The sequence below is a fragment of the Streptomyces sp. NPDC005551 genome (assembly GCF_042871785.1).
Lineage (GTDB): Bacteria > Actinomycetota > Actinomycetes > Streptomycetales > Streptomycetaceae > Streptomyces.
Genome location: NZ_JBIAJE010000001.1, coordinates 518885 through 539581 on the forward strand (window position 1 = coordinate 518885; position 20697 = coordinate 539581).

Here is a 20697-nt window from a genome sequence, read left to right on the forward strand (position 1 = left end):
AGCGGCTCCGCCCGGCGGGCGGCCCTCTGCCGGGCGCCGACGGGACGGCGCGAGGCCGCCGAGCGGGACGCCGGACTGCGGCGGCGCGACGAGGGAACGACCGGCCCGGCCGACGGCGGTGGGCGGCCGGAGGCCGCGTACGCCGACGCGGTGCGCGCGTACGCCGACGCGGTGCGCGCGTACGCCGACGCGGTGCGCGCGTACGCCGACGCGGTGCCCGCGTACGCGGGCGACGGCGGTGTCGTCTGCCGGACGTTCCGGTGGCCAGTGGGCGGCGTTCAGCCGGAGTACACGCCGTTTCAAGATCGTCTCACCAGAGTTCCGCCTCGTGCCTACCTCATACTCACGTGCCGGCGCCGCCCCCGTGCGCGCCGTGGCTCTGGCCCTGTCCGGACTGCTCGCCACCGGGCTGCTGGCCGCTCAGCCCGCGGCTGCCGCGGACCCCGTCGGCTACCAGAACGTCCGGATCAACGAAGTCACCTCGTCGAACAACGACACGGTGGAGCTGTACAACGCCGGCGCGACCGCAGTGAGCGTCAGCGGCTGGAAGATGGCCGACGACGGCTTCTCGCCGCAGTCGTTCACCCCGTCCTCCGGCACGATTCCGGCCGGTGGCTTCGTCACCTTCAACTCGCCCAAGGGACTGGGTGACGCGGACAAACTGGTGCTCTACACGTCCGGCGGCACGGTGGTCGACCGTGTCGAGTGGGCGACCGGCCGGGCGAAGCCGGCGATGGCGCGCTGCGGCGGCGGCACCGGGGCGTGGGTGACCGCGGCCCCGGCGTCCACGTTCGGCGCCGCGAACGCCTCGGGCTGCCCGTCGTCGGTCCCGGCGGCGAGCCGCGTGCGGATCAACGAGGTCACCTCGAACAGCTCCGACACGGTGGAGCTGTACAACGGCGGGACGAGCGCGGTCAGCGTCGGATCGTGGAAGTACGTCGACAACGACACCTCGCACTCCGCCGCGTCGGTCTCGTCCTCCTCGCCGAGCGCGAGCAGCATCCCCGCGGGCGGCTACATCACGTTCAACTCGGCCATCGGCCTCGGCGACAACGACTCGGTCTTCCTCACGGACGGCAGCGGCAACACCATCGACTCGGTGACCTGGACGACCGGCGGCGCCCAGCCGTCGGACGAGCGCTGCGCCAACGGCACCGGCTGGTTCAGGACCGCCACGACCGCGACGCTCGGCAGCGTGAACTCCTGCTCGGGCGGCACCGGCGGCGGCGACCCGCAGAACGGGCAACTGCTGGGGGGCGGCGGCTCGCTCACCAGCGGCTGCGCGCCCGAGGCGCCCTCCGGCACGGGCTCCGCGCCGACGGGCACCCTGGCATGGCCGGGCGGCCCGAACGTCACCATCGCGGACAACGTCTGCGCGTTCACCACGTCCACCGGCCCGGAGGGCCGGGACCTGAGCGGCCTGGCGTTCGACCCGGCGAACCCGTCGGTGCTGTGGGCCGCCAAGAACAAGAACTGGCTGTACAAGCTGGTCAAGAGCAACGGCAAGTGGATCCCGGACGCGGCCTGGAGCGCGACCGGCAAGCAGATCCGCTTCGCGAGCGGCTCCGGCGAGCCGGACTCCGAGGGCCTGACGGTCGGCGGAAACGGCCACGTCTACGTGACCTCCGAGCGCGACAACACCGACAACACCCGGCCCAGGGACACGATCCTGGAGTTCGACCCGGCCGCGACCGGATCGACGCTGACGCCGGTCCGCCAGTGGGACATGACCGCGCAGTTCCCGCAGCTCGACACCGGTGACAAGGACGACGCCAACCTCGGCTTCGAGGGCGTCGGGTATGTGCCGGACAGCTGGCTGACCGCGAACGGCTGGGTCGACCCGCGCACCGGCGCCGCCTACGACCCGGCGAACTACCCGCTGCACGGCTCGGGCCTGTTCTTCGCCGGTCTGGAGTGGGACGGCTCGCTGCACGTCTACGGTCTGAACTCCGACGGCACGTTCACCACGTTCGGCACGATCGCGACCGGCAAGGCCTCCGTGATGGACGTGACGTTCGACGCCGGCACCCAGCGCCTCGTCGCGACCTGCGACAACACCTGCGGTGAGACCCACACCCTCCTGAAGGTCAACGCCTCCGGCGCGATCGTGCCGGACGTGACCTACACGAACCCGGCCGTCATGCCCGCCGGCAACCTGGAGGGCTTCGCGATCGCACCGACCACGGCCTGCGTCAACGGCTCCCGCGAAGCGGTCTGGAGCGACGACGGCACCTACGGTTTCGGCTCCGGAAGCTCCTCCTACGGACACGTCCTCTACAGCGGCACCTTCCCCTGCTGATCCTGCCATCTCGCCGATGCGGGGGCCCGACCGTTCAGATGATCCCCAGCCGCCGGGCCTCCCGGACCCACGACGGGAACTCGGACAGCAGCCTGTCGTAGAGCTCCGTGTCCGGCAGGTCGCCGATGTCGTCGACGGCGAAGAACCCGACGTTGTCGACGCGTCGGCCCGGCAGGGTGTCGAACCGTTCCAGGACGCCGTAGTCGGACCGCCCCAGTCCGACGAACTGCCAGAAGACCGGTTCGTCCGCCGCCTGCCGCAGCTCGGCCTCGATCTCCCTGTTGCGGTGGACGCCGCCGTCGGAGAAGAAGAGCACCAGGGTGGGGGCCGCCGCCGGGTGCTCACGGACGTACGCCCGCACCTCGGCGATCACCTTCTGCTCCTCGTTCTGGACCCCGACCGCCCGCATGTCCACCTGGCCCGGCAACAGACCCCTGCGCGGCTTCCTGCGCCGGAACAACGTCAGTTCACCGACCCGCACATGAAGCTGAAGCCACTGAGGCAGGTCACCCACGGCGAGGTCCGGCAGCCGGGCCGGGTTCGACGCGAACGTCCACGCCTGCATCTCACCGTCGTCGTCGAGCTGCGCGGCCACTGCGGCCATCCGCTCCACGACGTCGGCCACGACACCCTTCGAGTACAGGAACGACATGGACCCGGAGGCGTCCAGGACCAGGATGACGCGCGCACTCACCCCCTCCGCCCCGTGCTTGCGCAGACTGACGGCCACCTGCTCCTTGCGCAGGGAGAGCCGCTTGCGCATGTCCACCGGCAAGTGCTCCTCGCCCTTGACGAGACGCGGGGAGGGGGAGGCCGGGGAGGAGGAGGCCGGTGAGGGGGAGGCCGGGGTGGCGGGGCCGGGCCGGGGCGGGGCGCTCGCGTACGGGGAGGCGGGGGGCGCGGGCGGGAACGTGGGTGCGGTCGCGGCGGCGGGGGAAGCCGTCGACGCGGTGGTGCCCGGTTCCTCGTCCACGCTGATCCCGAAGTCGGTGGCCAGGCCCGCGAGTCCGGACGCGTACCCCTGTCCCACCGCGCGGAACTTCCACTGGCCGGCCCGCCGGTACAGCTCTCCGCCGATGAAGGCAGTCTCCGTCGTCGCCTCCATCTCGAACAGCGCCAGCTGTTCGCCCGTGCCGGCGTCGAGCAGCCGCAGCCGCAGACCGGACAACTGGCCGAAGGTGCCCCCGTCCGCGGAGGCGCCGAGCACGACCCGCTCGATCTCCGGCTCCAGGGCCCCCAGATCCACGCCGACGGTGTCCGTCGTCCCGCCACCGTCCTGCAGCTTCCCCAGATGACGCACGGCACCCGAGGCGTGCTGGGGCTGGTTGTAGAAGACGAAGTCCCCGTCGTCCCTCACCCGCCCGTCGGCACGGAGCAGCAGCGCCGAGACGTCGGCGTCCGGCGCGCCGGGGCCCCCGGACCAGCCGATCTCGACCCGCACCGCGTCGGCGGCGACGGGAAGGTTGCCGCCCTTGCTCATCGATGTCGCTGTCATACGCCCAGTCTGCCCAGAGAATCCCGGCACCGGGCTCCACCAAGGACTGCCGTCGGCGCAGTCCGGAGAAGAGGTCGCTCTCGGCATGGCGGCGCCGGTGGCGTTCTTGGGTCGTACGAAGGTCTGCGTGCCCATCAGCCCGCCGCACGGCTCCTGCCGGCGAGCGTCTCATTCGATGGCTGACACCTTGTAGGCGACGCCACCTTCGACGAGGTATCCCGCCCCTACGCAGACGATGTCGTTGAGCCACTTGTAGTGAGGTGCTCCCGTTTCGAACAGCGGATTGGTGCGGAAGTAGTAGTTCGCCGGGTCGACCTGGTGTCGTCTGGCGGGGTTGGCGATGTCGGCTCGCAAGTGGGCCGGGGTGACCAACCGGCCGCCGTAGGTCATGTGCAGCAGATGTCCGTCGTGGGTGCGTAAGGTCAGCCGGACGTCCAGGGTCATCACGCCGTCGGGGCGGAACAGTGCCCAGTCTCCGCCTCCCGGCAGCACGTCACCCCGCAGCCTTGGTCCCTCGAAGGTCCCCCCTGCGTCACCGAAGAAGACCCGGCGGCCGAGGGGACCTTCTCCGTACTCCAGTCGAGGGTGGAGGTCGACGACCATGTCGAAGAGGTGGGTCGTCCTGATCTCACCGACGTCTTTCACGCGCGCTTCTGCTGCCATGCGTCATCTCCCTTTCCACTGTGACGAGTTGTGTGGAACAGCGTGCGCCTGACGGCGTCTGCGGACACGCCCGACTGGGCGCACAGTTCGCAGAGGTCGAAGAAGAACCGCTCACTCGCGATCAGGTCGTCCTTGAACGTGAACTGGATGAACACCGGAAGTTCGGCACGTCGGCCGGTGGGAATCACCCCGAACCGGTCACCCGTCATCGTCATCCCCGCCGTGCCCCAGCACGTCAGCGTCTCGTGATCGGCGGCGTGCCCGTCCAGGGACACCGCGTAGTCGGGGAACGTGGCGAAGAAGCGCAGGAGTGCCTCTTCGTTGGCAGTCCGGCCGCACGCCTTGGTCCCCAGTGCGGGAGCCCACAGCGTCATGTCGGAGTGGAAGAGCTCCAGGGCGGCCGGCACGTCCTGGTCGTTCTTCGCGGCGGCGAGTTCTCGGGCCAGTTGGTACATGCGTTCCCCATCCATTGCGTACGCCCTTCTTGATTCGCTCAGAGTAAACATACGACCGTACGTACGTTGAATCAAGCGGTCTGGCAAAATGGCGTGATGAGCGAAGGCGAGCAGCGGCTCTTTACCTCCGGCGGCAGTGCCCGCGCGATCGAGCCGACGACGTCCGACCGGCGTCTGCTGAAGGGCGCCCGGTCGAGGCAGACGGTGCTGCGTCATGCCGTGGACCTCGCGTCACTGGAAGGACTGGCCGGCCTCAGCCTCGGCCGACTGGCCAGTGACCTCGGAATCAGCAAGAGCGGCGTGCAGACCCTCTTCGGCACGAAGGAGAACCTGCAGAACGGCGCGGTCGAATACGCACGTGACGTGTTCAACGAGGTGGTCGTGCGTCCCGCGATGAGCGCACCTCCCGGGGCGGTGCGACTTCGTGCACTGGTCGAGTCGTGGATCGAGTACGCCACGGCGCCCCTGTTCCCCGGAGGCTGCTTCTGGGCCGCCAACCTGGCCGACTTCGACAGCCGGCCGGGGCCGGTGCGCGACGCCTTGTTCCGCTGCCAGAGTGACTGGCGCATCCTCCTCGCCAACGAACTGCGCCACGCCTCCGACTCCGGGGAGGTCGCCGAACTCGACGCGGAACTCGCGGCCTTCCAGGTGGACGCGGTGCTCCTGGCGGCCAACACGGCGCTGCGTGTCGGTGCGGACAGCGCCGAGGAAGTGGTGAGCAGGGTCCGCCGGATCAGGGAACAGCTCCTGACCTCTCCGCGATGAGTCGACCGCGGGCATCGGGACGGCTTCCGGGCCCTCGCCGCCAGCCGCCTGCCGGGTCAGAGGGTGCGGCTTCCGCGGGAGTCCCTCTCGCGCATCCGAACAGGCCGGACCCTACGGCGGCGACGACGGCATCCCCGCTGGTGCGGCGCCAAGTGTCCCCTGCACGAGAGGGATTGCGGGCTATTTGATGCGGTCCAGGAAGTCGTGCATGCGGTGAGCCACCTGCGTCGCAGAAGGCTCGCCGTGCGACGGCAGACTGCTGTCGCAGAACAGATGCCGGTCGCCGGGATGGAGGAACAGCTCGGCATCCGCCGCCGACTCGACGAGAGCGCGGGCCGCGTCCACGTCGCCCTCGCCGGCGAAGAACGGATCCGCGTCCATGCCGTGGATCTGGTTCCGCTCGCTTCAGGCCGCAGACCGGCAACTGCCAACCGCCCAGGGGAGAGCGGATAGGGTCTCGCCGGTGGACATGACGCATCTGACGCCTCTGGAGCGCCGCATCTGGCGGGCGTATCCGCATGGTGCCGCGGTCGACCTGCGCTCAGGCGCGGACGAGGATTCCGCGACCGCCGACGGCGCGGAACGGGCGGTTCGCGCCGAGGTTCTGCGGACCCTGGCCCTGCAGGGTCCAGCCGAGTCGGCAGAGGCGCCGGCCCTGCGCCTCGCGGGAGCGGACGTTGTCGGTGTTCTCGACCTTCGGCACCTGGAGATACTCCATCCTGTCGAGCTGACCTCTTGTCACTTTCAGGACCCTCTCAAGTTCGACGGGGCGCAGACCCGCGAAGTCGACCTGAGCGGCTCCCGGCTCCCCGAGCTGACCGGCGCCTCCGTGCGCGTCGCCGGGGCTCTGCGACTCACCAACTGCCGTATACCGGGTGGAGTACTGCTGAACAGCGCCGAGATCTCCAGTGGCATCTTCCTCGCCGGCGCGCACCTCGGACCGGACGGGGCGTGGGCCCTACAGCTCGACCATGCCGCTGTGGGCGCCGACGTCCGGGCGCCCCGCATGGTGGCACTGGGCGGGATCCGACTCGACACAGCGCGTGTCGAAGGAGCCGTCGATCTGGAAGACGCGCGAATCGAGAACATGGACGGCGACGCACTCGACGCCGCACGCCTCACTGTCGGCACCGTCCTGAATGCGGGCGGCCTTGTCGCCCGGGGACGAATCCGGCTCACCGGTGCCAGAGTCGCAGGCTGGATCTCGTTCATCGAAGCACAGCTGGGAAACCCGGGCGGCGTCGCACTGGGCATCAGCAGTTGTGAAGCGACGCAGTTGACGCTCCGGGGCGCCCAACCAGTGGTCGGCGACGTCAACTTGCACTACTCCAGCTTCAAGGTCATCGAGGCGGAGCCTCAGGTCTGGCCGGCCACCGTGCGCCTGGAGGGACTGACGTACGAGGCACTCGCCCCGCGTCTTCGCGCAGGCGACCGCATCGCGTTACTGCGCCGTGATGCGGACGGCTTCGTCCCGCACAGTTACGAACAGCTCGCGGCTTCCTATCGCCGAGTCGGCGACGACGCGGACACCCGCGCCGTACAGCTCGCTCAGCAGCGAAGGCGCCGGGCCACGCTGACCTGGTACGCCAAACTGTGGGGTTACGTCCAAGACGCCGCCGTGGGTTACGGCTTCCGTCCCACACGTGCCGGCGCATGGCTCCTCACACTGCTCCTGCTGGGCTCGATCGCGTACGGCCGACACCACCCGCCCGCCCTGGAACACGGCAAGGGCCCCGCCTTCAACGCCCCCGTCTACACCCTCGACCTCCTGCTGCCGTTCGTCGACTTCGGCCAGCAGAGCGCCTTCACCCCTACCGGCCTCTACCAGTGGCTCTCGTACATGTTGATCGCCGTCGGCTGGGTTCTCGCCACGACGGTCGCTGCCGGAATCACCCGCACGCTGAGTCGCCAGTAAGAGCTGATGGCGAAGCCGGCACGTCTCCGGATACGTCGATGATCACGCGGTGGCTCAAGTTTCTGCGCCGGGAAGGGGCAGTTGACTCTTGCAGAAACCGCTCCCACTCCTCGTCGGACCTCGACGAGCCGTCCGGCTCCGTACCCGCGCCCAGCCCCGACCCCCTGGCCATCCGCAGACCGCGCCCGCTCCCCTGGGACGCGTCCCGCGTGATGACACAGAGCGGTGACAGCGAGGCCGACCGGGCGGGGGCGGTGTGGACGCTCACCATCTCTCAACGGGCCGACTGGGCCCGCCATCCGTGATCACCCGGTCCGCAGGGCCGCCGCGATTCCGGCGACGGCCTCCGGCCCCACCCGGCAGCATCCTCCGATCAGCCGGGCACCCGAGGCCCGCCAGCCGGTGACCTCCTCGGGAGTGAACGTGGCCCGGCCGTCCCAGGCGCGCTTGCCGGCGTCCCAGGTCTCGCCACTGTTCGGGTAGACCACCACCGGCTTGCCGGTGACCCGCGCGGCCGTCCCGACGGCGCGGTCCACGTCCGCCGGGGCGCAGCAGTTCACGCCCACCGCGACGATCTCGTCGGCGTCGGCCGCGAGCGCGAAGGCCTCCTCCAGGGGCTGCCCGGCGCGGGTGCGGTCACCGTCCACGGAGTACGACAGCCAGGCCGGTACGCCGAGGCCGCGGACCGCCCGCAGGAGGGCCGCCGCCTCGTCGGTGTCCGGCACGGTCTCCAGGGCCAGCACGTCGGGAGCGGCGGCGGCCAGCACCTCGAGGCGCGGGCGGTGGAAGCGCTCCAGCTCGCCCACGCTCAGGCCGTAACGGCCCCGGTACTCGGAGCCGTCCGCCAGCATCGCCCCGTACGGGCCTGCCGACGCGGCCACCCACAGCGGCCGGCCGATCCCGCCCGCGTGTGCCAGCCGGGCCGCCTCGCGCGCCGACTCGACGCTGGAGCGCAGGAGTTCGGCGGCGCGTGCGGGGCCGACCCCGCGCTTGGCGAAGCCTTCGAAGGTGGCCTGGTAGCTGGCGGTGATCGCCACGTCGGCGCCCGCCTCGAAGTAGGCCAGGTGCGCCTCGACGAGCGCCTCGGGCCGGTCGGCGAGCAGCCGCGCCGACCACAGCTCGTCGCTCAGGTCGTGGCCGGCCGACGCGAGCTGGTTGGAGAGCCCGCCGTCCAGGACGACCGTGCCGGTGGCGAGTGCGTCGGTGAGGGTGCGGGAGGTGTCGCTGGTCATGCCCCGACGCTAGCCGATGCGCGGGGCGCCGCCCCGGGGTGTCCACGGTCCGGTGCTCGGCGATGAGCGCGAGCTGCTCGCCTCCCACGGCGGACGGGTGCCGGACGATGCCGGGGTGTCGGGGTGGCTCCGTCACGGGTCTCCCTGCCTGCTGCGGGCGTTGACCTCGGCCACCAGAGCGCTCAGCAGCTCGGCCTGGCTCAGTGTTCGGACGTGACGCGGGTCCGCGTCCCATTCGAGGCCACCGCCGAGCGGGCGGAGCTGGAGGCAGGGGCCCTCGTGGCCCATGACCCGCCCGACCCGGTCGCGCACGGTGTCGCGCACGGCCTCTCCGACACCAGGGACGTCGTTCCCGCCCTCGGTCACCTGTCGATTCCCTTCAGGATCACGTCCGCGAGCATGAGGGCCACCGGCGCGGAGCACACCCCGAGGTGGACGAGCGCGTACCGGATCTCGCCCTCGCGGTCGTCCGTCCACGGGGTACGGACGTCCAGCGCGGGGAGCTGGATGCCGGCCTGGCCGAGGGCGTACGCGAGGGTGTCGCGGGCGGCGAGTGCCTCGTGGGCCCTGGTCGCGGGGGGCGTCGTGCTGTGCGGGCGGTGCGTTGCGGCGGTCATACGAGTCCTCATCGGTGAGTACGGCGGATTCCATGACCCGGCTGCGCTGGGTGAATTACGCTGCGTAGTCCGGGGGTTACGAGAATGCGCCCGGATCCGGACGGCCGCGCCGTGGACGGGTTCGTGCTTCCCCGTGCTCGAAGGGCCGTTCCACACCTTCCACACCGTCCACGCGAGCCTCTCCGAGGGGAGTCAGCCGTATGCCGCAGCGTCGCGTCATCACCGGCCGCAGTCAGGAACCACGTCAGCGGTTCGCCGAGGAGCTGCGGATCCTGCGGGCGGGCAGCGGGACGAGCCTGCGGCAGCTCGGTGAGCGGCTGGGCTGGGACTGGTCCCTGTTCGGCAAGATGGAGAAGGGCGAGACACTGGGCAGCCCGGAGGTCGTCCAGGCCCTCGACACGCACTACGGCACGCCCGGACTGCTGCTCGCGCTCTGGGAGTTGGCCGCGGGGGACCATACGCAGTTCCGTGAGCGGTACCGGCGGTACATGGCGCTGGAGGCCCAGGCGGTGAGCCTGTGGCACTTCGCGGTGAGCGTCCTGCCGGGGCTGTTGCAGACGCCGGGGTACGCACGGGAGGTGCTGGCGGCCGGTGGACTGAAGGGGAAGGAACTGGAGCAGCAGGTCGAGGCGCGAATGGGCCGACGGGAGTTGCTGGAGGGGGAGGATGCGCCGAGGTTCCGGACGATCCTGTCGGAGGCGGTGCTGCGGACGCCGTTGCGGGATGTGCGGGAGTGGCGGGAGCAGTTGGAGTACCTGGGAGATGTTGCGGAGCGCCCCGACCTCACGGTGCAAGTGCTGCTGCAGAGCGCCGGGTTGCACGGTCTCCTGGGGGTGGACGTCTGGTGTCTGCTCCTTCCGGACGGCAGGACTGTGGCGTATACCGAGAACGGGTACCGGGGTGAACTCATCGAGGAAGCCGGTCCGGTTGTACGTTTGCAGAACACGTACGATGCGGTGCGCGACCTGGCGCTCACCCCGGTGGAGTCGCGCAAGTTCATCCTGCGGATGTTGGAGGAAGCGACGTGCGATCCATCGACCTGAGCGCCGCATCTTGGCGCAAGAGCAGCCACAGCAACCAGGACGGTGGCGCTTGCGTCGAAATCTCTGACGACTTCGCTGCCGTCGTGCCGGTGCGAGACAGCAAGATTCCGCACGGGCCGGTGCTCGTGTTCCCGGCGGCCGGCTGGTCCACCTTCGTGGCAGCCGTGCAGCGCGGTCGGCTGATCGACTGACGCTGGACGTCGAAGGGCCCTCGCGAGGATCGGTACCGCGAGGGCCGTCTTCATGTCCGGTTCGGGCAACCGGCCGGAAGGCCGAGACATCTTCGTCCCGTCGGACCCGTTGACCTCCTCGTGACACGCCCTTACCTTTTCGGCGTTCGTGATGACAGATGCCGTTCGGTATGTCGAACGGCATGGTCCGAGCGACCCCCTGTGTCCCCCACCACGGAGAGGCGGTCCGCATGAACCGCGCCGACGACCTGCCCGACATCCCGAGCCGCAGACTGGTGTTGAAGGGCGCCCTGGCCGCGGGCGCCCTCACCGCCACGCCCGGCGTCGCCGCGGCGGCTGCACCGACCGCCGCACCGACCGCCGCACCGGCGGCCGCCCCGTTCGTCAATCCGCTCGTCCGCAACCGCGCCGATCCCCACGTCCACCGCCACACCGACGGCCGTTACTACTTCACGGCCACCGCCCCCGAGTACGACCGGATCATCCTGCGCCGTTCCCGCACTCTGAACGGACTCGCCACGGCCGACGAGTCGGTGATCTGGCGCAAGCACGCGAGCGGCGACATGGGCGCGCACATCTGGGCCCCGGAGATCCACCACATCGACGGCAAGTGGTACATCTACTTCGCCGCGGCTCCCGCGAACGACGTGTGGGCGATCCGCATCTGGGTGCTGGAGAACGCCAACTCCGATCCCTTCAAGGGGACCTGGACGGAGAAGGGCCAACTCAGGACGGCGTGGGAGACCTTCTCGCTCGACGCCACCACGTTCACCCACCAGGGCACCCGCTACCTCGTCTGGGCGCAGCACGAACCCGGCATGGACAACAACACGGGCGTCTTCCTCTCCGCGATGGCCAACCCCTGGACCCTCAAGGGCCCCCAAGTCCGCCTCACCACACCGGAGTACGACTGGGAGACCGTCGGCTACAAGGTGAACGAGGGCCCCTCGGTCATCCAGCGCAACGGACGCGTCTTCCTGTCGTACTCGGCCAGCGCGACCGACCACCACTACTGCCTCGGCCTGCTCACCGCCGACGCCGGCAGCGACCTCCTGGACGCCGGGTCCTGGTCCAAGTCGCCCACCCCGGTCTTCACCAGCAACGACACCACCCGGCAGTACGGGCCGGGCCACAACTGCTTCACCGTCGCCGAGGACGGCCGCACCGACGTCCTCGTGTACCACGCCCGCCCGTACAAGGAGATCACCGGCGACCCGCTGAACGACCCCAACCGGCACACCCGGATCCAGCGGCTCCGCTGGCACGCGGACGGCACCCCGGACTTCGGCGTGCCCGTCGCCGACACCCCCGCTCCGGCCGTCCGGGCCGCGACCCGCTACACGATGACCGCCTTCACCAACAGCAGCGAGTCGAACCTGTACATCTACGACTCGGCGGACGCCCTGTCGTACCGGCTGCTGAAGGGCCCGGCCTACACCCCGCCCACCGGACTGATCCGCGACCCGTCGGTCATCAAGCACTCCGACGGCTACTACTGGATCGTCTACACCACCAACTGGACCGGCAACACCATCGGGTTCGCCCGCAGCAAGGACCGCACGAGCTGGCAGTTCGTCGCCAACCACACCCTGCCCACCGCCGGCCTGGCCCGCACCTGGGCGCCCGAGTGGTTCGTCGACCCCGCGAACGGCAGCGTCAACATCGTCGTCGCGCTCGACACCACCAACACGTCCGTGTTCCGACCGCATCTGCTCACCGCGTCCGACACGTCCCTGCGCAACTGGTCCGTGCCCAGGCCGCTGTCGGGGCTCGACGCCGCCAACTACATCGACACGTTCATCGTGCGCTACGCCGGCAAGTACCACGCCATCACCAAGCAGGAGACCACGAAGTACCTGGAGCACGCGGTCGCCGACCGGCTCGCCGGCCCCTACACCTTCGTCGGCAGGGGCGACTGGGCAGGCTGGGGCAGCTGGCGCGAGGGCCCCGCCCTGGTGCACCTGGACAACGGCGCCTGGCGGATCTACTTCGACGGCTACGCGGAGCAGAAGTACTACTACAGCGACAGCCTCGACGGCTTGCGCACCTGGACCCCGATCCGCACCCTGCCCGGACTCTCGGGCTTCGCCCGGCACTTCACGGTGCTGAAGGAGAGTGTGTGACGTGACCGGAACGACCGGCACGCCGAGCGTCACCCGCCGCGCGTACGCCGTCCTCGTCGCCCTGTGCCTCGCGCTCGCCGCGGCACTCACGACCGCGGGACCGGCCGCGGCGGCACCGCAGACCGTCGTCAACGGCACGCGGTTCACCGACACCTCGGGCAACGCCGTCCACGCGCACGGCGGCGGCGTCATCAAGGTCGGCGCCTACTACTACTGGTTCGGCGAGCACCGCAACGCCGACAACACCTTCCAGTACGTGGACGCCTACCGCTCCACCGACCTCAAGAACTGGGAGTTCCGCAACCACGTCCTGACCCGGTCCAGCGCGGGCGAGCTGGCGAACGCCAACATCGAGCGGCCCAAGGTGATGTACAACGCGGCCACCGGCACGTTCGTGATGTGGATGCACAAGGAGAACGGCACCGACTACAGCGAGGCGCGCGCGGCCGTCGCCGTCTCCGGCACCGTCGACGGCGACTACACCTATCGCGGCAGCTTCCGGCCCCTCGGCCAGCACATGTCCCGTGACCTCACGGTCTTCGTCGACACGGACGGTACGGGCTACCTGGTCTCGGCCGCCCGCGAGAACTACGACCTGCACCTGTACCGGCTCACCGCCGACTACACGGGCATCGCCGCGCTGACCGCCAACCCGTGGCCCGGCGGCCACCGCGAGGCCCCCGCCCTCTTCAAGCGCGGCGGCGTCTACTTCATGCTGACCTCGGGCGCCACGGGCTGGAACCCCAACCAGCAGCAGTACGCGACGGCGACCTCCCTCACGGGTCCCTGGAGCGCGATGAAGAACGTCGGCGACTCCACCGCGTACGGCTCGCAGACCGCGTACGTCCTCCCCGTGCAGGGCACTTCGGGCACCGCCTACCTCTATCTGGGGGACCGCTGGGGCAACGCTTTCGGCGGGACGGTCAACGACTCGCGGTACGTGTGGCTGCCGCTCTCCTTCCCGACGTCGACGAGCCTGAGCATGAGCTGGTACCCCGAGATCACCGTCGACACGGCCACGGGGACGGTCGGCGGCACGAGCGCCACCTACGAGACGCTCACCGCCCGGCACAGCGGCAAGTGCGCCGACCTGCCGAGCCGTTCGCTCCTCGAAGGCGTCGCGTTCACGCAGTACACGTGCAACGGCGGCACCAACCAGAGGTTCTGGTTCAGGAGTTCCGGCGGCGGCCACTACACGCTGATGACCCGGCACAGCTCCCTGTGCCTGACCGAGGGCGCCACGAGCGTCACCCAGGAGGACTGCACCGGCGCGACGGCGCAGCAGTGGTCGGTCACCGCCTCCGGCGGCTACGTGCTGCTCAAGTCGCGGGCGAGCGGGGAGTGCCTCGACGTGTCCGGCGCGTCCACTTCCGACGGGGCCGCCCTCCTCACGTACACCTGCACCGGAGGAACCAACCAGCAGTGGACACGCGGGACATGAGATCCGGTCTTCCCCGGGCGGGGGCTCCGTCCGCGCCCGGGGAAGCGCTTTCACGTCAATGAAGCAAAGGTTCCAGCGAATTCCATGACGCCTGTAGAGAGCGCTTGCCGAGAACGGTAGCGTCCAGCCGCCGGGTGAGTCGTCCTGCCGGAGGAGCCGCGATGAGACGTGTCAAGACCGCTGTGCTCGGGGCGGTCGTCGCCGCGACCGCCCTCTCGGTCACCCCCGCGCAGGCGGGAATCGGCCGGGGGAGTGCCGTCCTCGGCCGGGAGAACTGCACGGCGACCGCCTGCCACTTCGACGTGGCGCCGGGCACGTACGAGGTGAAGGTGCTGCTCGGCGGGGATGCCCCCGCGAGCACGAGCGTCCGCGGCGAGACCCGGCGCTCGCTCCTTCCCGAGACGGCCACCGCGGCCGGTGAGCGCGTGGCCCGCAGCTTCACCGTGAACGTCCGCACCCCCGAGGGCGAGCCGACCGGTCCCGAGGGCAGCGCCGGCCTGGACCTCGCGCTCGGCGGGGCGGCGCCCGCACTGGCGGACATCCGGGTGACCCCGGCCCGCCGCGTCCGCCAGATCTTCCTGGTCGGCGACTCGACGGTCTGCGACCAGCCGGGGGACCCTTACTCGGGCTGGGGGCAGCAGCTGCCCCAGTACCTGCGCAAGGGGCTCTCCGTCGCCAACTACGCCGACTCCGGCGAGAGTACGGTCACCTACCTCGAGAATCCGGCGCTCTTCGCGACCGTCCGGCCGCTGGTCCGCGACGGCGACCTGGTCCTCGTCCAGCTCGCACACAACGACAAGACGACCGACGAGGCGACCTACCGGGCCAATCTGGAAACCCTCGTGGCGGGCGTCCGCGCCCGCGGCGGCAGGCCCGTCCTGGTGACACCCGTCGTCCGCCGCTGGTTCAACGCGGACGGCACGCTGAACAACAACACCGCCCTCCTCGTGAACGGCCTGGGTGTGGACCATCCGGCCGTCGTCCGCTCGGTCGCGGCCGCCGAGGACGTGCCGCTGATCGACCTGACAACCAGGACGAAGTCCGTCGTCGAGTCCCTGGGTGTCGAGGGTTCCAAGGCGCTCTACCTCTACAACGAGAAGCGCGACAACACGCACACCTCCGTCCACGGTGCCACGGTGTACGCGGGCCTGATCCGCGACGAACTCGTGGCGCGGCGGCTGGTCCCGAGGGGGCTGGTGAGGTGACTCCCGGGGCGTCCCGACCGGAACCGGGACGCCCCGGGATCCGGCGGGAGGACCGGCACGGTTCGGCCGGTGCCGAAGCGCCGGAGCGCCGGAGCTCCCCCATGAACGAGCAGCCGCAGGGCACTTCGGCGGACGCGCGCCGGTGGCCGCGATCCGGGGACGTGAGCGCGCGGATTTCACGCCGCTTGCCGCCGGAGGCCCCGCTGCCCGGCGGGTGCCGGGGCGGCAGGAGACGTGTGAGCCGGGGCTGTCAACCAACTGCCCCGCGCGCGCTGTTGCGAGGACGTCGCACCTGGTCAGGCCAGGTATGACGACTGTAGCTGCAATCGAATCCGTGTGCCACGGTGAGGCTCATGGAGGGGAATCAGCACACCCACACACACGACCACCACCACGACCATGCGGAGGAGGGGCACGGGCAAGAGATCTCGCGGCTGGCCCGGGTGCGCCACCGCGTCGCCCACCTGGCCCGGCCGCACAGTCACGAGGCCGCCGACAAGGTCGACGCGGCGATGGAGACCTCACGGGAGGGGATGCGCACGCTGTGGATCTCCCTGGCCGTCCTGGGGGTCACCACCGTCGTTCAAGCGGTGATCGTCGCCCTGTCGGGGTCGGTAGCGCTGCTCGGCGACACCATCCACAACGCGGCCGACGCCCTGACAGCCGTTCCGCTGGGCATCGCGTTCGTCCTCGGGAGGCGGGCGGCCAACCGCCGCTACACCTACGGCTATGGCCGGGCCGAGGACCTGGCCGGCATCCTGATCGTGGCGACCATCGCCGCCTCCGCGGCCCTGGCCGCCTGGGTGGCCCTCGACCGGCTGTTCAACCCCCGCGACATCACCCATCTGTGGGCCGTCTCCGCTGCCGCGCTGGCGGGGTTCGTGGGCAACGAGTGGGTGGCCCGCCACCGCATCCGCACCGGGAGGAAGATCGGATCTGCCGCGCTGGTCGCGGACGGGCTGCACGCCCGTACCGACGGCTTCACCTCCCTGGCCGTCCTGCTGGGCGCCGGCGGTGCGGCCCTGGGCTGGCAGGCGGCCGACCCGGTCGTCGGTCTGCTGATCACCGCCGCGATCCTGTTGGTCCTCAAGGACGCCGCCCGCGAGGTCTACCGGCGCCTGATGGACTCCGTCGATCCCGCCCTGGTCACCGCCGCAGAGCAGGCGCTGCACGCGGTGAAGGGCGTACGCGGCATCGGGCAGGTGCGGATGCGGTGGATCGGCCACGCGCTGCGTGCCGAGGCCGACATCATCGTCGACGCCTGAGAGGATCACTGGATGACAAGCCCCGCTGCTGCCATCACCGCCTACTGGGACGCCGCCGCCCCGGGCTTCGACGACGAGCCGGACCACGGCCTCAAGGCCACTCACACCCGCGCCGCATGGGCGGACCTGCTGACCGCGTGGCTGCCCACCGACCCGGCCGACGTCCTGGACGTCGGCTGCGGCACCGGATCACTCTCCGAGCTGATCGCCCAGGCCGGGCACCGGGTCACCGGGGTGGACCTGGCGCCGCGGATGGTCGAGGCCGCCCGCGCCAAACTGACCGCCGCCCAACTCCCGGGGCGGTTCCTGGTCGGGGACGCCGCCGCACCACCCACGGGCCAGGAGAAGTTCGACGTCCTGCTCTCCCGCCACCTGGTGTGGACCCTGCCCGACCCGCACGCCGCCCTGCGCGAGTGGGCCGGCCGCATCCGCCACGGCGGCCTCCTGATCCTCGTCGAGGGCCGCTGGCGCGAAGCCGGACAGAAGGACGTGCCGTACGTCGTCGGCGCCGACACACTGCCCTGGTACGGGGGCATCGCCGCCGACGACCTGGCCGACGCGGTACGCCCGCTCGTCAGTGACGTGCGCACCGAGCCCCTCAGCGCCGATGCCGCCCTGTGGGGCGGCCCGGTGACCGACGAACGCTACGCCCTGATCGCACGGATCTGACGCTCACCCGGCTGCCTCAACGCCTGCATCGAGCACGCGGCGGCCCCTGACTCCTCCTGGCGTCGGGGGCCGCCGCGCGGCGTCGTCAAGCTGGACGGCAGCGCGGAAGGCCTTGTCGGCGAGCGTCGCCCCCATGGGGCGGACCGAATCCAGATGAAGCTCTGAGAACCCCGCTGTTCCGCTCCCACGTGCGGCCGTACGAGGAGGTCAACCTCGGCCTGGACGCCCACCTCGACCTTGCCGCGGTCAAAGTCCGTTCTCGCTCGAAAGCATGTCAGGGCCCGGAGACCTGCATCGTGCGCCGGGACTTCATCCCAGGCCTGGCTTCTCCCTGGGCCAGTGCTCCAGCAGGACGTGCAGGGCGTCGACGGCGCGGTCCCAGGACGTCTGCACGTCACGGGGCGCGCCGAAGCCGCCGGCGGCCTCGATGCCGCAGAAGCCGTGGAACGAACTGCGCAGCAGCCGTACGGCGTCGGTCAGGTCCGGCTCGTCGAGCCCGTAGGCGCGGAGCATGCCGTAGGTGATCTCGGCGGTCCGCAGCAGGGCGCGGGAGTCGGCGACGAGATCCTGGTCGATGCGGATCTGGGTCGCCGCGTACCGTCCCGGCCGGCGGAGGGCGAAGTCCCGGTAGGCGCCCGCGAACGCGGCCAGCGCGTCCTTGCCGGCCCGTCCGGCGACGGCGTCGGCGATCTGCTCGATCATCTCCTCGCCGGCCAGCAGGGCGACCCTGGTCCGCAGCTCCTGGAGGCTTCTGACGTGCGAGTACAGGCTCGCGTCCTTCACGCCGAAGCGGCGTGCCAGGGCCGAGACGGTGACCTGGTCGAAGCCGACCTCGTCCGCGAGATCGGCGGCGGCCGCAACGAGCCGGTCGACCGTGAGCCCGGCACGGGCCATCCCCTCACCACCCACCCCTCTGCCTGGTCGGAACCCAGGATCCCTAGGAGGCAGCCCAATGTACCGACCCGGCTGAGGGCGGCGGGGCGGAGCCGCCTCTCCGGGGCCGTCCGGAGATCACGCCGCGGCCGTTCGGCGTTCACGTGTTCCGTAGATCCTCCTTGTCGCGCGGCCGTCCGGCGCCGCCGGACTCAGGAGACCGACATGGGGCACGGACACGGCCACGGGCACGGGCATCACCACCATTCGCACGACCACGTGGCCGAGCCGCTCCCGGCCGCCTTCGACACCTCGGTGCCGGACGAGGCTCTGACCCCCGAGCAGCAGTCGCGCCGTTCGCTGCTGCGGCGCGCCGGTCTGCTGGGCGCGGGCCTGGCGGCGGGCAGCGTCCTCGCCGAGGGGGCGACGGCACCCGCGTACGCCGCCGAAGGCCGACGCGGAAAGGGCGGCTTCCTCTGGCTCTCCGGTGACCACCACATCCACACCCAGTACAGCAGCGACGGCAAGTACCGCGTCGGCGACCAGGTGCGCCAAGGGGCCCGGCACGGGCTCGACTGGATGGTCATCACCGACCACGGCAGCGAGACGCACGCCAGGATCGGCGTCGAGAAGGTCAACCCGGACATCCGGGAGGCCCGGGCCGCGTACGAGGACACGCTCGTCTTCCAGGGGCTGGAGTGGAACATCCCGGCCGCCGAGCACGGCACGGTCTTCGTCCACCCCGGCAGGAACGAGGTCGCCGTCCTCAAGCAGTTCGAGACCTCGTACGACGGCGGCGTGCGGGGCGCCTCCGACTCCACGCCCGCCAACGAGGCGCTGGCCGTCGCGGGCCTCGACTTCCTCGCCGAGCAGGTGCGGCGGCGCAAGGTCAAGGACGCCCTGATGCTCGCCAACCACCCGGCGCGGCGCGGTGTCGACTCCCCGCACGAGATCCGCGGCTGGCGCGACGCCACCCCCGCGAGCCACCAGATCGCGGTCGGTTTCGAGGGCGCGCCCGGCCACCAGGCCGCCGGCATCGCCGCGCCCACCGGCATGGGCCGCGCCCGCGGCATCTACGACAACAGCCCGAGCGCCAACTCCTTCGCCGGATACCCGCTGGAGAGCTACCGCACCTGGGGCGGCTTCGACTGGATGACCGCCACCGTCGGCGGCCTCTGGGACAGCCTGCTCGCCGAGGGCAAGCCCTGGTGGATCACCGCCAACTCCGACGCGCACCAGGTCTACACGGACACCGCCGTGCGCGGCGGACCGGACAGCGACTTCACCGCCAACGGCAGGCACACCGACCCCGTATACGGCGGCAAGGTCGACCTCACGCAGGGCGACTACTGGCCCGGCCAGTACAGCCGCACGCACGTCGGCGCCGACGGCTTCTCGTACGCCGCCGTCATGGACGGCATCCGCGCCGGCCGGATCTGGGTGGACCACGGCCAGTTGGTCAGCGGTCTCGACGTCAGGGCGGCGGGCGGCGGCCGTTGGGCCACGCTCGGCGGGGCGCTGCACGTCAAGAAGGGCACGAAGGTGACCCTGACGGCGGACGTCGCCCTGGCCGGCGGCCCGAACTGGGCGGGATTCGTACCGCGGCTGGCCCGCGTGGACGTCATCCAGGGAGACGTCACGGGCGCCGTGCGGGACAAGGACACGTTCACCGCGCCGACGGCCCGGGTCGTCCGCTCGCACGAGGTCGGGAAGTCCACCGGCACGGTCCGGCTGACGTACTCCCTGGGCGAGGTCGACCGGCCGCTCTACGTCCGGCTCCGCGGCACGGACGGCAACCGTTCGGCGACCGGCCTGATGGGTGCCGCGGTCGACCCCGCGGGCCCGGCCGTGGACGTCGTCGGCGACGCCGACCCGTGGCGCGACCTGTGGTTCTACTCCAACCCGGTGTGGATCCTGCCGTCGTGAGCGCACCCCACACCCTCACGGTGGACGCGGGAAGCAGCGACCTGCGTACGGCGGACCACCTGCTGCGCGCCCTCGCCGCCGAACTGGCCCTCACCGAGGACTGGTTCGGCTGCACCCATCTGGTGCGCGGCGACCGCCCGCGGGTCGCCCTCTCCCTCGCCGCCCCTTCACGGGCGCTGCTGAGCACCGTCCGGCAGCGCCTCACCGCCCAGGGGTACGAGGTGTCCCCGGGAGCACCCGACGCGGTGGGCCGCGCGGTGCTGTACCCGGGCGTCACGCGCCTCACGGGCACCGTGACGATCGCGGAGGCCCTGTCGGCCTCCGCGATCGCCCGCGTCGCCGTCCTGGGCGCGTGTGGCCAACCACCGCCCGAGCAACGGCTGGTGACGCGGGACCACGTACGCCCCGAGTGGCGGGACGGCGTGCTCGTCCTGACCGCGATGCCCGCCGCCGGCGGCACCCTCGTCCCCTTCGAGGTCCCGGAACCGACGCCGTGCTGCGCGGACCACTGACGGACGCT

18 protein-coding genes and 2 pseudogenes are annotated in these 20697 nt (G+C 71.0%); 12 read left to right on the forward strand and 8 right to left on the reverse strand.

What is annotated here, in order from left to right:
• Window positions 1–328 precede the first annotated feature (328 nt).
• Complete coding sequence (locus ACFYP4_RS02040; protein ID WP_388781747.1) at window positions 329–2299, forward strand: lamin tail domain-containing protein; 1971 nt, start codon at window positions 329–331, stop codon at window positions 2297–2299.
• Between the two features lie 34 nt (window positions 2300–2333).
• Here ACFYP4_RS02040 and ACFYP4_RS02045 read toward each other — a convergent pair whose 3' ends face one another.
• The 3 genes from ACFYP4_RS02045 to ACFYP4_RS02055 form a co-directional block, all read right to left on the reverse strand.
• Window positions 2334–3794, reverse strand: coding sequence for a VWA domain-containing protein (locus tag ACFYP4_RS02045; protein WP_388781750.1), 1461 nt, complete (start codon window positions 3792–3794; stop codon window positions 2334–2336).
• A 168-nt stretch (window positions 3795–3962) separates the two neighbouring features.
• A complete protein-coding gene (locus ACFYP4_RS02050) occupies window positions 3963–4457 on the reverse strand; it encodes a DUF3237 domain-containing protein (protein WP_358854093.1) in 495 nt (164 codons plus the stop codon).
• Window positions 4436–4927 carry an ester cyclase gene (locus ACFYP4_RS02055; RefSeq protein WP_358854092.1) on the reverse strand — a complete coding sequence of 164 codons (492 nt, stop codon included), beginning with the start codon at window positions 4925–4927 and terminating at the stop codon, window positions 4436–4438. The genes ACFYP4_RS02050 and ACFYP4_RS02055 overlap by 22 nt, the downstream gene beginning before the upstream one ends.
• A gap of 81 nt (window positions 4928–5008) precedes the next feature.
• On the opposite strand from ACFYP4_RS02055, the gene ACFYP4_RS02060 reads away from it, so the two are divergent.
• On the forward strand, window positions 5009–5677 hold the full coding sequence (locus ACFYP4_RS02060; RefSeq protein WP_358854091.1) for a TetR/AcrR family transcriptional regulator: 669 nt from the start codon (window positions 5009–5011) through the stop codon (window positions 5675–5677).
• Window positions 5678–5857: 180 nt separating this feature from the next.
• Here the strand turns inward: ACFYP4_RS02060 and ACFYP4_RS02065 are convergent, their stop codons facing one another.
• On the reverse strand, window positions 5858–6058 hold the full coding sequence (locus ACFYP4_RS02065) for a hypothetical protein (protein ID WP_388781754.1): 201 nt from the start codon (window positions 6056–6058) through the stop codon (window positions 5858–5860).
• Between ACFYP4_RS02065 and ACFYP4_RS02070 the strand changes: the two genes are divergently transcribed.
• A complete protein-coding gene (locus ACFYP4_RS02070; RefSeq protein ID WP_358854090.1) occupies window positions 6057–7592 on the forward strand; it encodes a membrane-associated oxidoreductase in 1536 nt (511 codons plus the stop codon). The two genes, ACFYP4_RS02065 and ACFYP4_RS02070, sit on opposite strands and share 2 nt — an antisense overlap.
• A gap of 305 nt (window positions 7593–7897) precedes the next feature.
• Here ACFYP4_RS02070 and mmuM read toward each other — a convergent pair whose 3' ends face one another.
• The 3 genes from mmuM to ACFYP4_RS02085 form a co-directional block, all read right to left on the reverse strand.
• Window positions 7898–8824, reverse strand: coding sequence for a homocysteine S-methyltransferase (gene mmuM / locus ACFYP4_RS02075; protein ID WP_358854089.1), 927 nt, complete (start codon window positions 8822–8824; stop codon window positions 7898–7900).
• Between the two features lie 132 nt (window positions 8825–8956).
• Entirely contained in the window at window positions 8957–9190 is a 234-nt protein-coding gene (locus ACFYP4_RS02080) for a hypothetical protein (protein WP_358854088.1), read from the reverse strand.
• On the reverse strand, window positions 9187–9441 hold the full coding sequence (locus ACFYP4_RS02085; protein WP_358854087.1) for a hypothetical protein: 255 nt from the start codon (window positions 9439–9441) through the stop codon (window positions 9187–9189). Before ACFYP4_RS02085 ends, ACFYP4_RS02080 begins: the two co-directional genes overlap by 4 nt.
• Before the next feature lie 200 nt (window positions 9442–9641).
• Between ACFYP4_RS02085 and ACFYP4_RS02090 the strand changes: the two genes are divergently transcribed.
• From ACFYP4_RS02090 to ACFYP4_RS02120, 7 genes and pseudogenes are all read left to right on the forward strand, one after another.
• Window positions 9642–10484 (forward strand): helix-turn-helix domain-containing protein, encoded by an 843-nt coding sequence (locus ACFYP4_RS02090; RefSeq protein WP_388781759.1) that lies wholly within the window; start codon window positions 9642–9644, stop codon window positions 10482–10484.
• Complete coding sequence (locus ACFYP4_RS02095; RefSeq protein WP_388781762.1) at window positions 10466–10675, forward strand: DUF397 domain-containing protein; 210 nt, start codon at window positions 10466–10468, stop codon at window positions 10673–10675. The genes ACFYP4_RS02090 and ACFYP4_RS02095 overlap by 19 nt, the downstream gene beginning before the upstream one ends.
• Window positions 10676–10905: 230 nt before the next feature.
• Window positions 10906–11997, forward strand: a pseudogene (locus ACFYP4_RS02100) (family 43 glycosylhydrolase); the annotation flags it as partial.
• An 802-nt stretch (window positions 11998–12799) separates the two neighbouring features.
• Window positions 12800–14239, forward strand: a complete 1440-nt coding sequence (locus ACFYP4_RS02105) for an RICIN domain-containing protein (RefSeq protein WP_358854084.1) — start codon at window positions 12800–12802, stop codon at window positions 14237–14239.
• Window positions 14240–14400: 161 nt separating this feature from the next.
• Window positions 14401–15444 (forward strand): rhamnogalacturonan acetylesterase, encoded by a 1044-nt coding sequence (locus ACFYP4_RS02110; RefSeq protein ID WP_388781764.1) that lies wholly within the window; start codon window positions 14401–14403, stop codon window positions 15442–15444.
• A 353-nt stretch (window positions 15445–15797) separates the two neighbouring features.
• Window positions 15798–16706 (forward strand): annotated as a pseudogene (locus ACFYP4_RS02115) (cation diffusion facilitator family transporter); the annotation flags it as partial.
• Window positions 16707–16721: 15 nt separating this feature from the next.
• Entirely contained in the window at window positions 16722–17378 is a 657-nt protein-coding gene (locus ACFYP4_RS02120) for a class I SAM-dependent methyltransferase (protein WP_388781767.1), read from the forward strand.
• A 309-nt stretch (window positions 17379–17687) separates the two neighbouring features.
• Here the strand turns inward: ACFYP4_RS02120 and ACFYP4_RS02125 are convergent, their stop codons facing one another.
• The gene (locus ACFYP4_RS02125; protein ID WP_358854080.1) at window positions 17688–18272 is read right to left on the reverse strand and encodes a TetR-like C-terminal domain-containing protein; all 585 of its coding nucleotides are present in this window, start codon (window positions 18270–18272) and stop codon (window positions 17688–17690) included.
• A 204-nt stretch (window positions 18273–18476) separates the two neighbouring features.
• Here ACFYP4_RS02125 and ACFYP4_RS02130 point away from each other — a divergent pair, with 204 nt between their 5' ends.
• Together ACFYP4_RS02130 and ACFYP4_RS02135 are read left to right on the forward strand one after the other, a co-directional pair.
• Complete coding sequence (locus ACFYP4_RS02130) at window positions 18477–20177, forward strand: PHP domain-containing protein (RefSeq protein WP_358854079.1); 1701 nt, start codon at window positions 18477–18479, stop codon at window positions 20175–20177.
• Entirely contained in the window at window positions 20174–20689 is a 516-nt protein-coding gene (locus tag ACFYP4_RS02135; protein ID WP_358854078.1) for a hypothetical protein, read from the forward strand. Before ACFYP4_RS02130 ends, ACFYP4_RS02135 begins: the two co-directional genes overlap by 4 nt.
• The last annotated feature ends 8 nt before the right edge of the window (window positions 20690–20697 follow it).

Bases quoted from the DNA above. Each gene is read 5' to 3' on its own strand.
- ACFYP4_RS02045 (WP_388781750.1), bottom strand. From the start codon at position 3,794: ATGACAGCGACATCGATGAGCAAGGGCGGCAACCTTCCCGTCGCCGCC.
- ACFYP4_RS02110 (WP_388781764.1), top strand. From the start codon at position 14,401: ATGAGACGTGTCAAGACCGCTGTGCTCGGGGCGGTCGTCGCCGCGACC.
- ACFYP4_RS02125 (WP_358854080.1), bottom strand. From the start codon at position 18,272: ATGGCCCGTGCCGGGCTCACGGTCGACCGGCTCGTTGCGGCCGCCGCC.
- ACFYP4_RS02050 (WP_358854093.1), bottom strand. From the start codon at position 4,457: ATGGCAGCAGAAGCGCGCGTGAAAGACGTCGGTGAGATCAGGACGACC.
- ACFYP4_RS02070 (WP_358854090.1), top strand. From the start codon at position 6,057: ATGCCGTGGATCTGGTTCCGCTCGCTTCAGGCCGCAGACCGGCAACTG.
- ACFYP4_RS02065 (WP_388781754.1), bottom strand. From the start codon at position 6,058: ATGGACGCGGATCCGTTCTTCGCCGGCGAGGGCGACGTGGACGCGGCC.
- ACFYP4_RS02055 (WP_358854092.1), bottom strand. From the start codon at position 4,927: ATGGATGGGGAACGCATGTACCAACTGGCCCGAGAACTCGCCGCCGCG.
- ACFYP4_RS02085 (WP_358854087.1), bottom strand. From the start codon at position 9,441: ATGACCGCCGCAACGCACCGCCCGCACAGCACGACGCCCCCCGCGACC.
- ACFYP4_RS02060 (WP_358854091.1), top strand. From the start codon at position 5,009: ATGAGCGAAGGCGAGCAGCGGCTCTTTACCTCCGGCGGCAGTGCCCGC.
- ACFYP4_RS02090 (WP_388781759.1), top strand. From the start codon at position 9,642: ATGCCGCAGCGTCGCGTCATCACCGGCCGCAGTCAGGAACCACGTCAG.
- mmuM (WP_358854089.1), bottom strand. From the start codon at position 8,824: ATGACCAGCGACACCTCCCGCACCCTCACCGACGCACTCGCCACCGGC.
- ACFYP4_RS02130 (WP_358854079.1), top strand. From the start codon at position 18,477: ATGGGGCACGGACACGGCCACGGGCACGGGCATCACCACCATTCGCAC.
- ACFYP4_RS02120 (WP_388781767.1), top strand. From the start codon at position 16,722: ATGACAAGCCCCGCTGCTGCCATCACCGCCTACTGGGACGCCGCCGCC.